We start from the raw sequence: 13,066 nt of genomic DNA on the forward strand, positions 1-13,066 counted from the left end.
GCGGAGAAGCGAGGGAGAGACGACAGTTTAAACCACCGGACGCGCCAAAGGCGGACAATGAACGTCGAGGAGCTGTCGGGGCTCCCGCCCGGGGCGATCGACCACTTCCGGGAGGACGGGATCGAGGAACTCTACCCACCGCAGGCCGAGGCCGTCGAGGCCGGCGCGACGGAGGGCGAGAACCTCGTCGCCGCGGTGCCGACCGCCAGCGGGAAGACGATGATCGCCGCCCTCTCGATGCTATCGGCGATCGAGCGCGGCGGCAAGGCGCTTTACATCGTCCCGTTGCGGGCCCTGGCCAGCGAGAAAAAGGAGGAGTTCGAGGCCTACGAGCAGTTCGGAGTCACCGTCGGCGTCGCGACCGGCAACTACGAGTCGACCAGCGACTGGCTCGCCACGAAGGACATCGTCGTCGCCACAAGCGAGAAGATCGACTCGCTCGTGCGCAACGGCGCGGACTGGCTCTCCGATCTCACCTGCGTCGTCAGCGACGAGGTCCACCTCATCGACGACCGCGAGCGGGGGCCGACCCTCGAGGTGACCCTCGCGAAGCTCCGGCGGCTGAACCCGGGAATGCAACAGGTCGCGCTCTCGGCGACGGTGGGCAACGCCGACGAGATCGCGGGCTGGCTGGACGGCGAACTGATCGATACCGACTGGCGGCCGATCGATCTGAAGATGGGCGTCCACTACGGCAACGCCCTGAATTTCGACGACGGCTCGACCCGCGAGGTACCCGTCGAGGGCTCGGAGAAACAGGAGGCCGCGCTCGTCCGCGACATCCTCCAGGAGGGCGGCTCCTCGCTCGTGTTCGTCAACTCGCGGCGCAACGCGGAAGCCGCGGCCCGCCGGCTCGGGCAGGTCTCCCGGGAGGAACTGACCGCCGACGAGCGGGCCGAACTCGCCGACCTGGCCGCGGAGATCCGCGACGACAGCGACACCGAGACCAGCACGGACCTCGCCGACTGCGTCGAACGCGGCTCCGCGTTCCACCACGCCGGGCTCTCGAGCACCCAGCGGTCGCTCGTCGAGGACGCCTTCCGCGATCGGCTGCTGAAGGTCATCTCGGCGACGCCGACGCTCGCGGCCGGGGTCAACACGCCCGCACGACGGGTGATCGTCCGCGACTGGCGGCGGTTCGACCCCTCCGCCGGCGGAATGGCGCCGCTCGACGTCCTCGAGGTCCACCAGATGATGGGCCGTGCGGGCCGTCCCGGACTGGACCCCTACGGCGAGGCCGTGTTGCTCGCGAAGAGCCACGACGAGAGCCAGGAGCTGTTCGACCGGTACGTCTGGGCCGATCCCGAGCCCGTCCGGTCGAAACTCGCCGCCGAACCCGCCCTGCGGACGCACGTGCTCGCGACGATCGCGTCCGGCTTCGCCCGTACGCGGGAGGGGCTGCTCGAGTTCCTCGAGGCGACGCTGTACGCGAGCCAGTCGGGCGAGTCGGGCCGGCTCGCGGCCGTCACGGACGACGTGCTGGCGTACCTCGAGCGCAACGATTTCATCGAACGGTCGGGCGGATCGGGAGACGATTCCGGCGGGGGCGCGTTCACCTCGGCGGCGGACCTCGCGGACCGGAGCGACGAGGACGAGCAACTCGAGGCCACCAGCCTCGGTCACACCGTCTCGCGGCTCTACCTCGACCCGATGAGCGCCGCCGAGATCGTTCACGGCCTCGAGAGCGCCGACGACCGCCCGACGGCGCTTGGCCTCTATCAACTCGTCTCGCGGACCCCCGACATGTACGAACTCTACCTCCGGTCGGGCGAGGACGAGCAGTTCGGCGAACTCTACTACGAGCGGGAGGCCGAACTGCTCGGCGACGCCCCAAGCGAGTTCGAGGAGGACCGCTTCGAGGACTGGCTGGCAGCCCTGAAGACGGGCAAACTCCTCGAGGACTGGGCCCAGGAGGACGACGAAGAGCGGATCACCGAACGGTACAAGATCGGTCCCGGCGACCTGCGCGGAAAGGTCGACACCGCCGAGTGGCTGCTTGGTGCCGCCGAGTCGCTGGCACGGGAGATCGACAGCGAGTGGACCGTGGCCGTCCGGGAAGCCCGTGCCCGCGTCGAACACGGCGTAAGTGAGGAATTGCTCGAACTCGTCTCCGTCGGCGGCGTCGGCCGCAAGCGCGCCCGTCGCCTGTACGAACGCGGGATCGAAGAGCCCGCGGACCTGCGGTCGGCCGACAAGGGCGTCGTCCTCGACGCCCTGAAGGGGGAGAAGACGGCCGAGAACATCCTCGAGAACGCCGGCCGCGAGGATCCGTCGATGGACGGGGTCGAGCCGGCGGGCGGGGGCGTCGGAACTGACGAGTCGGACGCCGACGACGCCGAGAGCACGGAAACCGCATCGACACGAACCGAGGACGCAGAACCGGACGACAGCCAGTCCAGCCTGGGTGATTTCTGATGGAACTGCTCGAATGTCCCCTCGCGATCGACGACCTCGACGCGTTCGTCGCCGCGATCGGCGAGATCGGCGACCGCCACGGCGTGACGATCCAGGCGTTCGACGCCCGCTACGTCGCCGACCGTCGCCACCTCGAGCGGGCCGTCGCGTTCGCCGACCGGGCCATCGAGCGCGGGGAGAACGTCGCCCGGGATCGGGCCGTGGAGATCCTGCTGTACGCCGCCGGCCGCCGGCAGATCGACCGCGCCCTCGAGATGGGCGTCGACGAGGGGAAGAACCGGGCCGTCGTCCTCGTCGACTCCCGCGAGGGGGACCGACGCGCCGAGCGGGACGCGCTCGCGGACGTCCGCGAACTGGACGCGGTCGCCGGCGAGGAGCCGACCCTCGAGTCCGTCGACGAGGAGCGACTGTGCGAGTTCTTCGAGATCACCGGTGCCGAGCGGGAAGCGACCGACGCCTCGCTCGGCGACCTCGTTCGCGAGCGGGTGGCGCTGCTCGAGGTCGAGAAGTAGCGCCCGCGGGGGTGGCGGTCGCGTCCGGGATTCCGGAAACCGAAGCGGGGTCTCCGAACGTTTATGCGCCATGGTGAGTGTCGTTCACTGGCATGGCACGCATCGACCGGCTGGATCCCGACGAGCTATCGGACGAGACGATCGAGGAGATCTTCGAGTACGCACGCGAGAAACAGGGAGCCGTCCCGAACCACTTCAAGATAGAGGCGAACTTCCCGGAGGCGTTCGAGCACTTCTTCTACATGCAGCAGGCCCTCTGGGAGGACGGCCCGCTGTCGATGGAGACGATGGAACGGGTCGCCATCGCGGTGTCGATGGCGAACGACTGCGACTACTGCACCGGCGCTCACTGTACGATCCTCGGGAACACCGGGGCCGACAGGGACGACATCGTGGCGTTCCAGGAGGGCGTGAAAGGCGACTCGCTCGACGAGTTCGAGCGAGCGATCGTCGACTTCGCGCTGCAGGTCAACGAGGACCCCCACGGGGTCACTGGCGAGGACGTCGAGGAACTCCGGACCGAACACGGTCTCTCCGACGCGGCGTTGTTGCAACTGGTCCACGGCGTCAACGTCTTCTCGGCGGCGAACCGCGTGAATATCGTCTTCGATACGGAGTACGATCACCCCTGGCAGGGCGAGGCGGCGGACGACTGACCGGACCCAGTGGGTGCGGCCGACCCGACCCGTCTCGACGCGAACCGACAGGGCTTAGCCGCCGGTCGGGTAACCCCGTCCGACGCATGACGGGCACGGGAACGAAGGTCACACTCGCGCTGGTCGTCTGTCTCGCCACAGCCCTCGGGGGCCTCTTCGCGGCCGGCGTCCTCGGCGTTCCCGACGCCGGCCTCGAGGACAACGCCTGGGGCGAGGTCGACGACGAGCGCATCGAGGTGCTCACGACGGTCTGGATCGACAACCCGAACCCGGGGATCGAACTCGACGACCTGACTCTCGAGTACGCGCTGGCGATGAACGGCGTCGACCTCGCGGAGGGCACCGCCGCTGACGTCGCGGTCCCCGCGGGGAACTCGACGACCGAGTTGCGGACCGACCTGCGGTACGAACGGCTCCCCGACTGGTGGGTCTCACACGTCCGGAACGACGAAGCGAGCACTCTCGAGGCCGACGTGACGGTCCACGCCGACGTCGGTCCCGTCTCGGGATCGCCCTCCCACACCTACGAGGACGGGATCGAGACCGACCTCGAGCCGATGGTCGCCGCGGCGCTGGCCGAACAGGAGGGCGAGCACTCGCTGTCCCCGGTCGAGACGGACGACGGCATCCAGCGCGAACTCGTCGAACCGACGGTCGAGATCCGCGACACCGACGCCGCGTGGGGCACGGTCGACGCCGAGACGACCGAACTGCACCTGACCTACGAGGTGTACAACCCGAACGCCTACCCGCTCGCGACGCCGTCGCTGACCGGCGAGATGGAGTTCAACGACCGGGTCGTCGGCGACTGGCAGGCCCACGAGGTCGAACTCCTCGACGCCGATCGGGACGCGACGATCCCGCCGCGCTCGAGCCGGGAACTCACATTCGTCGTCGAACTGGACAACGACGACGTCGTCGACTGGTTCGCGACCCACGTCGACGCGGGCGAGGTCACAGACGCCGAGTTCCGCGCGCAGTTGGCGCTTTCCGTCGGCGGGGAAACGGTGACGATCCCCGAAGACGGCGACGCCATCCGCTGTGACTACGAGATGACGACGGCCATCTTCGTCGAGCAGGACGCAGGCCTCTCGGAGGGCGAGTGCACGCTCGTCCCGTGGGCCACGCCGAACCTCGAGGCACCGGATGACGCTGCCGGTGACGGTGACAGCGACGGCGACGAGTCCTTGCTCGACGACCTGCTGCTGCCCTCGAGTCGGTGAACCGGACCTGACCGTCACGAAACCCGATAGCTGCCGAACGTTTTCTTCGCTGGCGGTGAAGCGGGCCCTGTCCCATGCAAGCAGCGCGACTCCACGAGTACACCGACGAGATGGACGCGGCGCTCGAGATCGACGACGTCGACCGTCCGGAGATCGATCGCTCGGACGGCGTCCTGGTCGAAGTCGAGGGCGCTGGCTGGTGCCAGACGGACAACCACATCGTCGAGGGGATGTGGGACGAGTACGTCGAGCAGGAGCTTCCGATGACGCTCGGCCACGAGAACGCCGGCATCGTCGCCGAGGTCGGCGACGAGGTCCAGTTGGTCGAGGCGGGGGATCCCGTGCTCTGTCACCCCGTCCAGACCTGCGGCATCTGTCGGCCCTGCCGGCGCGGCGAGGACATGTACTGCGAGAACCAGGCGTTCAACGGCCTGACGACCGACGGCGGCTTCGCCGAGTACGTTCTGACCAACGAGCGTGCCGTCGTCCCGCTTCCCGACGGCGTCGATCCGACCGAGATCGCACCACACGCCGACGCCGGAATCACGGCCTATCACGCCGCCAAGAAGGCGACCGACGAGCTGAATCCGGGCGATACCTGTGTCCTGATCGGCATCGGCGGGCTCGGCCACATCGGGCTCCAGTGCGTCGACGCGATGAGCGCCGCCGACGTCGTCGCCGTCGACCTCAAAGACGAAGCGCTCGAGTTGGCCACCGACCTGGGGGCCGACCACACCGTCGACTCGAGCGAGGAGGACGTCGCCTCGGTCGTCGCCGACCTCACCGACGACGGCGGGGTCGAACAGGTGCTGGACTTCGTCGGCCGCGACGAAACGACCGCGCTCGCGCCGGAAATCGTCGCCCAGGGCGGCGACCACCACGTCGTCGGCTACGGCGGCCACGTCCACGAACCCTGCCAGGCGATGGTGTTCGGCGAGTTCTCGTTCCGCGGGGCGCTGGTCGGCCGGTACGCGGAACTGCAGGAACTCGTCGCGCTCGTCGACCGCGGCGACGTGGAACTGCACACCGAACGCCACGACCTGGGGGAGATCAACGAGGTCGCAGAACGGCTCGAGCGCGGCGAGATCGAGGGACGGGCGGTCATCCAGCCGCCCTGATCGCCGACGACCGGCGGCATCCTCTTGTGCGATCCCGTAGTAGCCGACCCATGACCTCCCTCGACCTCGAGGACCCCCTCGAGATCGGCGGCATCCAGGTACCCAACCGGCTCTACCGCGCGCCGCTGCTCGAGTGCGCCGGCAACGGGCCCGACGCGGTCGACACGCTGATCGCGGATCTTGAACCCGCCGCCGACTCCGGCGTCGGCCTGCTCTTCCAGGGCGCGACCATCGTCCGCGGCGAGGGCGGCTGTGCCGCGCCGGGGATGACCCGCGTCCACGACCCCGCCTTCGTCTCCCGGCTCTCCCGGCTGACGGACCGGATCCACGAACACGGGAGCCGGATCTTCCTCCAACTCGAGCACGGCGGCCTGCGCAGCATGGAGACCTGGCACGCCGACTACCGCCGGCGGAACCCGGAACTCGAACAGCTCGCGGTCTCGGAGCCGCCCTGGCAACTGCGGTTGCTCGACCGGGTCGGCTTCCTCTCCTATAATCCGCACGTGCTCACGACCGACGAGGTGTACGACCTCGCGGCGGACTTCGGCCGTTCGGCCGCGTACGCCGTCGACGCCGGCTACGACGGCATCCACATCTCGGGGGCGAACATGGGGATCGTCCAGCAGTTCCTCTCGCCGTTCTACAACCGCCGGGACGACGAGTTCGGCGGGAGCCCCGAGGCGCGACTGCAGTTCCTCGCGCTCGTCCACGACGAGATCCGGGACCGCGCGGGCGACGTTCCGCTCGTCACGAAGGTGCCGGCCGAGACGCCCGCCCCGCCCGCTCCTCTCGTCCGGCGGAAACTCTCGCTCGAGGACGGGATCGAGACGGCCCGCCGACTCGAGCGGGTCGGCTACGACGCGGTCGTTCCCGTCCTGACGTCGGTCGTCTGGGACATGAGCATCGTCCGCGGCGAGTACCCCGAGCGGGCCTGGACCGACGAGGGGTTCCGGGAGGGGTACGACGAGGCCTTCGGCGGGTCGACCCGACGACGACTCGTCGCGGCTGGCAACTGGCTCGAGTCGCTGGGGTACGACTTCGAACCGGCCTGGAACGAGGAGTTCTGTCGACGCGTCCGGGAGGAGGTGTCGATCCCGGTACTCGCCGAGGGCGGGATCCGCGACCGGGGCCAGATCGACCGCCTGCTCGGGGATCGAGCGGACGCGAGGCCGGCCTGCGACGCCGTCGGGATGGCCCGCCCGTTCTACGCCGAACCGCGGCTTGGGGCGCGGCTACTCGCGGCTGGAACGGGTGAGGAGAGGGCGGGAGAGCGGGCCGCGGACGGCGAACCGAGCGTCCTCTGTGAGAGTTGCAACAACTGCACCGTTCCGCAGGTGACCGGGGCGCCCGGCATCTGCCGCACCCCCGACGTCCTCCGGAAACGCGGCGAACTCGATCGAGAAGGGGTCTACGACGATTAACGGGGCTACGACCTCGTCTGTCTCTCACTTCCTGCCGGGTGTAGACCCCTTCGTTTCAACTGGAAAACCGGGGAGGCCATCGGCTGTTCGCTCGAGTTGAAACCGAAGAGAAGTAGTCCCACCAGGATTCGAACCTGGGTCGAAGCCCCCAGAAGGCTTCAGGATTGGCCACTACCCTATGGGACTTGACATTTTCTGCCGGAGTCTGACTACCGGCGACGTACCATCCAATAGCCGGGGTGTGTATTAGAGTGTTACGAACTGGATCGACACAGGGAGAGCGTGTCGAACACGACTCGAGTTAGTCGTGATCACGCCGACTCCCTTCTGGCGGTTCGTAGTGTTCCTGCCGGTGACAGTTCGCACAGAGGACGGTACACCGCTCCATCTCGGCTCGGATTCGATCTTTCGTCCGACCGTCCGCAATCAGTCTCGTGATGCTCGCTTCTTTCCGCTCGTTGTCGTGATGATAGTCGAGACACGCAGAATCGGATTCCCCACATCGGTTGCACCCTGCGCTGCGCTTTCGATCGTGAACCCATCGACGGCGTTCGTCGTCCGGCTGTGTGAAATGAAGCTGCCGATGGCAGTTGGCACAGAGCACCTCACACTTCTCTATTTCCTCACGGAGTCGTTCTTTCCCGTACCCAAAGGTGACCATCTTCCCGACTGCCATCTCTTTCGCCGCGGTATCGACGTGATGGAAGTCGAGACAGGCCGCAGTGTCCTCGTGACATCGCGAACATGCGCGTTCCCGCTTGATCCCGTTCAACCACGACCGAAGCCGAGAGCGGCGACGTAACGATCGTTCCGTATTCCATCCGACATTGCGGTAGTGCCACCGCTGATCGACCGATAGCTCGTCCCAAGCCGTTCCGTCGGGAAGATCAACGTCGTCCGGCTTCGGACCCACCCGCGACCCCGTCGATGGATTCGTCTCGAGTCCCGCTCGCTCTTTCGCCTCGTTCCACCCGCCGATAGTTCGAATGATCGTCGCCGACGCGGGCATCGTCCCCAGTTCCTCGTACTGTGCCTTCGTCGGCGACTCGCCGAGCCGTTCGGCCGCCTCCCGTAACGCCTCGAGACACTCCGCTTCCGTCGTCACGCCGGCGTTCGCCGCGGCATCCGGCATAAACCCTCGAACGCGAGCGCGACGAACCGACATTCCTTTTCCCCACCCCCGCGCATCGACGCGTATGTACGTCGGACGATTCGTCGTCGTCGGCCCGGAGGTCGGCGCGTACCGCGTCTCCTCGCGGTCGTTCCCGAACCGAGAGATCACCGCTCGAGAGGACGCGCTCACCGTCGGTCCCACCGAGGACGCCCCAGAGACGGACAACCCTTACGTCTCCTACAACTGCCTGCGGGTCGTCGAGACCCCGACCGGGGGGACGGCCGCCTTCGGCAACGGCTCGCACGTCGATCCCATCGCGGAGAAACTCGAATTGGGCTACCCCGCTCGCGACGCCCTCGCGGAGAGCCTGCTCGCGCTCGATTACGAGAAAGACGACTACGACACGCCCCGCATCGCGGCGACGATCGACGCCGGGAACGACGGCGAGGCGCTGATCGGCACGGTCCGGAAGGACGCCGTACTGGTGGAGACCGTCGACGAGCCGACGCTGGTGGCGACCTACGAGAAGGACGCCCCCGAACCGTTCGCGTTCGAGGCCGAAACCGCAGCGGAAGCCGCCCGGGAGGCCTACGGCCTCGAGTTCGAACACGAGGTCTGTGCGGCCGGCGTCGCCCTGACCGACGACGGGTTCGAGACGGCGATCGAAAACGGGGAGTAATCGACTCGAGGGCTCGCGTCGACAGCGCCCCTGCCCGATCCGCTCGAGCAGCCGGATAACCTACAAACCGCTCCCGCCCGTACCCTCGAGCACGGACATGAAGGTCGGACTCATCTCGGACGTCCACGGCAACCGGGTCGCCCTCGAGGCAGTCCTCGAGGACATGCCGCCGGTCGACGAACTCGTCTGTGCCGGCGACGTCGTCGGCTACAACCCATGGCCGGCGGCTTGTGTCGACGAACTCCGGGAACGGGCGGTCCCGACCGTGATGGGCAACCACGACGCGGCGGTCGCCGCCGAGACCCCCTTCCGGTTCAACGGGATGGCTCGAGCCGGCGTCGAATACGCCAAGACGCAACTCTCCGCGGATCAGCTTCGGTGGCTCGCCGACCTGCCGACGGAGCGGGTCGAGTTCGACGGCCTGCTCAAGGTCGTCCACGGCCACCCCGACGACCCCGACCGGTACACGCGCTACACGTACCCCGAGGAGTTCTCCCCGCGGCTGCTCGGCGAGGAGGACGTGCTCGTGCTGGGCCACACGCACGTCCAGGGCGTCGAGCGGTACGCCGAGGGAATCGTCGTCAACCCGGGCAGCGTCGGCCAACCCCGGGACGGCGATCCGCGAGCAGGGTACGCAGTGGTCGACCTCGAGGCGATGACCGTCGAGACCCATCGCGTGGAGTACGACGTCGAGGCGGTTCAGGAGGCCGTTCGAGAGGCGGGCCTGCCCGAGCGGATCGGCCGGCGGCTCGCCCGCGGGAAGTGACCTCTCCCCGACCGAACGGGGACCGAAACGAACCCTTTTAGACCGCCAGCCTCGGACTCCAACCCACTACAGATGCTGCGACGGCTTCGCGAGGACGTCCGGGCGATGTGTGATCGCGACCCCGCCGCAAAGGGCTGTCTCGAGGTCGTGCTGTGCTATCCCGGCGTTCACGCCGTCTGGGGCCACCGGGTCGCTCACCGCCTCTGGACGAGCGGGTTCACCCTCTTCGCGCGGCTGTTTTCCCAACTCGTCCGACTGTTGACCGGCGTCGAGATCCACCCCGGAGCGACGATCGGCCGCCGGGTGACGATCGACCACGGCATGGGTGTCGTCATCGGCGAGACCGCCGAAGTCGGCGACGACGTCCACATGTACCACGGCGTTACGCTCGGCGGCGACGCGGACGAACCGGTCAAACGACACCCGACGATCGAAGACGGGGTCGAAATCGGCGCGAACGCGACGCTGCTGGGCGACATCACGGTCGGCGAGAACGCGGCCGTCGGCGCAGGTTCTGTCGTTACCGAGGACGTCGATCCGGGTGCGACCGTCGCCGGCGTTCCGGCCACGCGAATCGACGACTGATACGGATCCCTGTCCCGATGCCACGGCACACCCGCCGCCCGGGTCGCGGGGTCGCCGGAACTGACGGACAGTAAACCGTATGACTTCCTTCGTTCCACGTCGAACGCGCTCGAGTTCTGGAACGGCTACTCCTCGTCGTCGACTGCCCCGTCCGTCCCGGGCGGCGATCCCTCGGCGGGGACGCCCTCCTCCATTTCTACGTCGGCAGCTGACTCGCCGACGGCGTCCTCGGTCATTTCGGCGTCCGGATCGGAAGTGTAGCCGAGTTCGAACCAGAGTTTGGCAGTGCAGTCGAACTGCTCCTCGTCGAGTTCGGTCTCGGCTTCCTCCTGGTCTAGGTAGCCGTTACAGCGACCGTGCTTGACGACGTTCATCAGCGTCGCCGCGGAGCCACACTCCGGACAGTCGATGTAGTAGTTGCCCTCGTCGTTCTGGTGCCAGGAGTCGGGCGTCAGTTCGGTGTATGCTGCCTCGTCGGAGCGATCGCTCATACCGATTCGTCGCCCGCCGGACCGGTAAACGCGGCCCCGGAGTACGCAACCTGGTGGGTACCGATGTGGACCGTCGTCCTCGCGAACGTTTCGGCGCGGCCGACAGTCCGCTCGAGCGTAACTGCGTCTTATGATTCTGGACGGGCTAGAACCGGCAATGGTCTCGAGCGATCCCCGAGCACCCGACGACTGTCGGCCTCGCGGCCCGTGTCGACGGCGAGCGTTTCTCGCCGGACTCGGTGCGGCGGTCGCCACCTCGACGGTCGCCGGCTGCCTGAGCGGCGGGGCCGGCGGCGGACCGGGCGAGAGCGAGGACGAACCGGTCGTCGACGAAGCGGAGACGACCGAGGGGACCACAGACCGCGACGCCTGGATCGACGTCGAGCGGCTCCGGTTCGACGGCTGGGTCGGCGGTTGGGTCGGCGTCGAACCGTCCGCCATCGATCGCGTCGAGAACCCGATGCTGGTCCTCGTCGAGGGCCGGGAGTACGAACTCACCTGGGAGAACATGGACGGGATCCACCACAACGTCGCGTTCTGGAACGAAGACTGGGAGGTCGTCGCGGACTACTCGACCCCGGGCAACGACGTCGTCGGCGAGACCGAGACGCTCGTCTTCGAGGCGACCGCGGAGATCGACACCTACCGCTGTGAGTACCAGCCCGTCGGCCAGAAGGGCGAGGTTCGGATCATCGATTCCTGATCCTCCGCGACCGGAGCGACCGAACCCCCCAGCACGGCTCTCGAGGGGTCTCCTCGGAACTTTTTCTCGGATAAAGCCACCTCACCAGTTTGTGAAAAGGATGGGTATAGTTAATATTCGCCGCACCGTAGGAAATTGTGCAATGTCACCAATGCTCACTGACGACGTAGCGGTCGTAACCGGCGGCTCGAGCGGCAACGGTCGGGCGATCGCCCGCCGATTCGCGGCGGAGGGAGCCGACGTCGTGATCGCGGACCTGCAGGAGGAACCCCGCGAAGGCGGGACCCCGACCCACGAACTGATTCCGGAAGAGACCGACGCCGAGGCGAAGTTCGTCGAATGTGACGTCTCGAACGTCGCGGACCTCGAGGCGGCCGTCGAGGCGGCCGAGGAGTTCGGCGGCGTCACCGTGATGGTCAACAACGCGGGGATCTTCCACGGCGAGGAATTCCTCGAGGTCGACGAGGAGGCGTTCGATCGTATGATGAACATCAACGTCAAGGGCGTCTACTTCGGTGCGCAGGCCGCCGCGAAGCGGATGGTCGAGGGCGAGGGTGGCGCCATCATCAACCTCTCGTCGGTCGCCGGGATCGAGGGGTCCGGCGAGTTCGTCACGTACTGCGGGACGAAAGGCGCGGTTCGGCTCCTGACCTACTCCATGGCTGCGAAACTCGGCCCCGACGGGGTTCGCGTGAACGCGATCCACCCGGGGCTGATCGAGACGAAGATGACGACCGAGGACTACGCCATCATCGGCACCGAGGCCGAAGACGAGTTCCTCGAGGCGATCCCGTCCCGCCGGGCCGGCCAGCCGGAGGACGTCGCGGACGCGGCGCTGTACCTCGCGAGCGACCTCTCGGGGTACGTCAACGGGGAGTCGCTGGTCCTCGACGGCGGGATGACGAACACGCAATAAGCGGAACGGGTCGACTCGCTCGAGTCGGCGACGGCTCGAATCAGCGGACGACCGTCACCGGAACCGGCGCTCGTCGCACGATCTTTTCCGCGACGCTGCCGAGCAGCACCCGCGAGACGCCCGAGCGTCCGTGACTGCCGACGAAGATGTGGTCGACGTCGTTGTCCTCCTCCTCGGCGTACTCGACGACCTCGCGGGCCGGATCGCCGACGACGATCTCGGTGCGGTAATCGACGTCGTCACCGACCTCGAGGTCGTCGACGTGGTCCTCGACGTCGTTCGAGGTCTCTTCGCGCATGTCCTTGAGCGCCTCCTGGGCGAGGTTGATGCCCGCACCGGTAGAGCCGCCCGCGGCCTCGACGACTCGCAGCAACACGTGCTCCTCGTCAGGGTACTCGTCGAACGCTCGAGTAACTGCCTTCCGTGCGGGGTCGGAGCCGTCGTAGGCTACGAGAATTGCCATACGC

At 67.5% G+C, this 13,066-nt stretch carries 14 protein-coding genes and 1 tRNA gene; 11 read left to right on the forward strand and 4 right to left on the reverse strand.

Features of this window, described 5'->3' with window-relative positions:
* The first annotated feature begins 57 nt into the window (after window positions 1-57).
* The 6 genes from BM113_RS12520 (at window position 58) to BM113_RS12545 (ending at window position 7,345) form a co-directional block, all read left to right on the forward strand.
* On the forward strand, window positions 58-2,415 hold the full coding sequence (locus BM113_RS12520) for an ATP-dependent DNA helicase (protein WP_089788419.1): 2,358 nt from the start codon (window positions 58-60) through the stop codon (window positions 2,413-2,415).
* Window positions 2,415-2,927, forward strand: a complete 513-nt coding sequence (gene cgi121, locus BM113_RS12525; RefSeq protein ID WP_089788420.1) for a KEOPS complex subunit Cgi121 — start codon at window positions 2,415-2,417, stop codon at window positions 2,925-2,927. Before BM113_RS12520 ends, cgi121 begins: the two co-directional genes overlap by 1 nt.
* A gap of 92 nt (window positions 2,928-3,019) precedes the next feature.
* Window positions 3,020-3,583: a carboxymuconolactone decarboxylase family protein gene (locus tag BM113_RS12530; RefSeq protein ID WP_089788421.1), complete on the forward strand. Its 564-nt coding sequence runs from the start codon at window positions 3,020-3,022 to the stop codon at window positions 3,581-3,583.
* 86 nt (window positions 3,584-3,669) lie between these two features.
* The gene (locus BM113_RS12535) at window positions 3,670-4,806 is read left to right on the forward strand and encodes an LEA/WHy family protein (protein WP_245758044.1); all 1,137 of its coding nucleotides are present in this window, start codon (window positions 3,670-3,672) and stop codon (window positions 4,804-4,806) included.
* A 74-nt stretch (window positions 4,807-4,880) separates the two neighbouring features.
* Window positions 4,881-5,924: an NAD(P)-dependent alcohol dehydrogenase gene (locus BM113_RS12540; protein ID WP_089788422.1), complete on the forward strand. Its 1,044-nt coding sequence runs from the start codon at window positions 4,881-4,883 to the stop codon at window positions 5,922-5,924.
* A gap of 50 nt (window positions 5,925-5,974) precedes the next feature.
* Complete coding sequence (locus BM113_RS12545; protein WP_089788423.1) at window positions 5,975-7,345, forward strand: oxidoreductase; 1,371 nt, start codon at window positions 5,975-5,977, stop codon at window positions 7,343-7,345.
* Between the two features lie 113 nt (window positions 7,346-7,458).
* Here BM113_RS12545 and BM113_RS12550 read toward each other — a convergent pair.
* A tRNA-Gln gene (locus BM113_RS12550) sits at window positions 7,459-7,531 on the reverse strand.
* Between the two features lie 115 nt (window positions 7,532-7,646).
* The gene (locus BM113_RS12555; protein ID WP_089788608.1) at window positions 7,647-8,450 is read right to left on the reverse strand and encodes a homing endonuclease associated repeat-containing protein; all 804 of its coding nucleotides are present in this window, start codon (window positions 8,448-8,450) and stop codon (window positions 7,647-7,649) included.
* Window positions 8,451-8,541: 91 nt separating this feature from the next.
* Here BM113_RS12555 and BM113_RS12560 point away from each other — a divergent pair, with 91 nt between their 5' ends.
* From BM113_RS12560 to cysE, 3 genes are all read left to right on the forward strand, one after another.
* Complete coding sequence (locus BM113_RS12560) at window positions 8,542-9,138, forward strand: IMP cyclohydrolase (RefSeq protein WP_089788424.1); 597 nt, start codon at window positions 8,542-8,544, stop codon at window positions 9,136-9,138.
* A gap of 97 nt (window positions 9,139-9,235) precedes the next feature.
* Complete coding sequence (locus BM113_RS12565; RefSeq protein ID WP_089788425.1) at window positions 9,236-9,904, forward strand: metallophosphoesterase family protein; 669 nt, start codon at window positions 9,236-9,238, stop codon at window positions 9,902-9,904.
* 72 nt (window positions 9,905-9,976) lie between these two features.
* On the forward strand, window positions 9,977-10,489 hold the full coding sequence (gene cysE, locus BM113_RS12570; protein ID WP_089788426.1) for a serine O-acetyltransferase: 513 nt from the start codon (window positions 9,977-9,979) through the stop codon (window positions 10,487-10,489).
* Window positions 10,490-10,614: 125 nt separating this feature from the next.
* On the opposite strand, the gene BM113_RS12575 is transcribed toward cysE, so the two are convergent.
* Window positions 10,615-10,980: a hypothetical protein gene (locus BM113_RS12575; RefSeq protein WP_089788427.1), complete on the reverse strand. Its 366-nt coding sequence runs from the start codon at window positions 10,978-10,980 to the stop codon at window positions 10,615-10,617.
* A gap of 157 nt (window positions 10,981-11,137) precedes the next feature.
* Here BM113_RS12575 and BM113_RS12580 point away from each other — a divergent pair, with 157 nt between their 5' ends.
* Together BM113_RS12580 and BM113_RS12585 are read left to right on the forward strand one after the other, a co-directional pair.
* On the forward strand, window positions 11,138-11,683 hold the full coding sequence (locus BM113_RS12580) for a hypothetical protein (protein WP_089788428.1): 546 nt from the start codon (window positions 11,138-11,140) through the stop codon (window positions 11,681-11,683).
* A gap of 142 nt (window positions 11,684-11,825) precedes the next feature.
* Window positions 11,826-12,599 carry an SDR family oxidoreductase gene (locus BM113_RS12585; protein ID WP_177209162.1) on the forward strand — a complete coding sequence of 258 codons (774 nt, stop codon included), beginning with the start codon at window positions 11,826-11,828 and terminating at the stop codon, window positions 12,597-12,599.
* 40 nt (window positions 12,600-12,639) lie between these two features.
* On the opposite strand, the gene BM113_RS12590 is transcribed toward BM113_RS12585, so the two are convergent.
* Window positions 12,640-13,062, reverse strand: a complete 423-nt coding sequence (locus BM113_RS12590; RefSeq protein ID WP_089788430.1) for a universal stress protein — start codon at window positions 13,060-13,062, stop codon at window positions 12,640-12,642.
* Window positions 13,063-13,066: the final 4 nt, after the last annotated feature.

Source organism: Natronobacterium haloterrestre (assembly GCF_900112205.1).
Taxonomy (GTDB): Archaea; Halobacteriota; Halobacteria; order Halobacteriales; family Natrialbaceae; genus Natronobacterium; species Natronobacterium haloterrestre.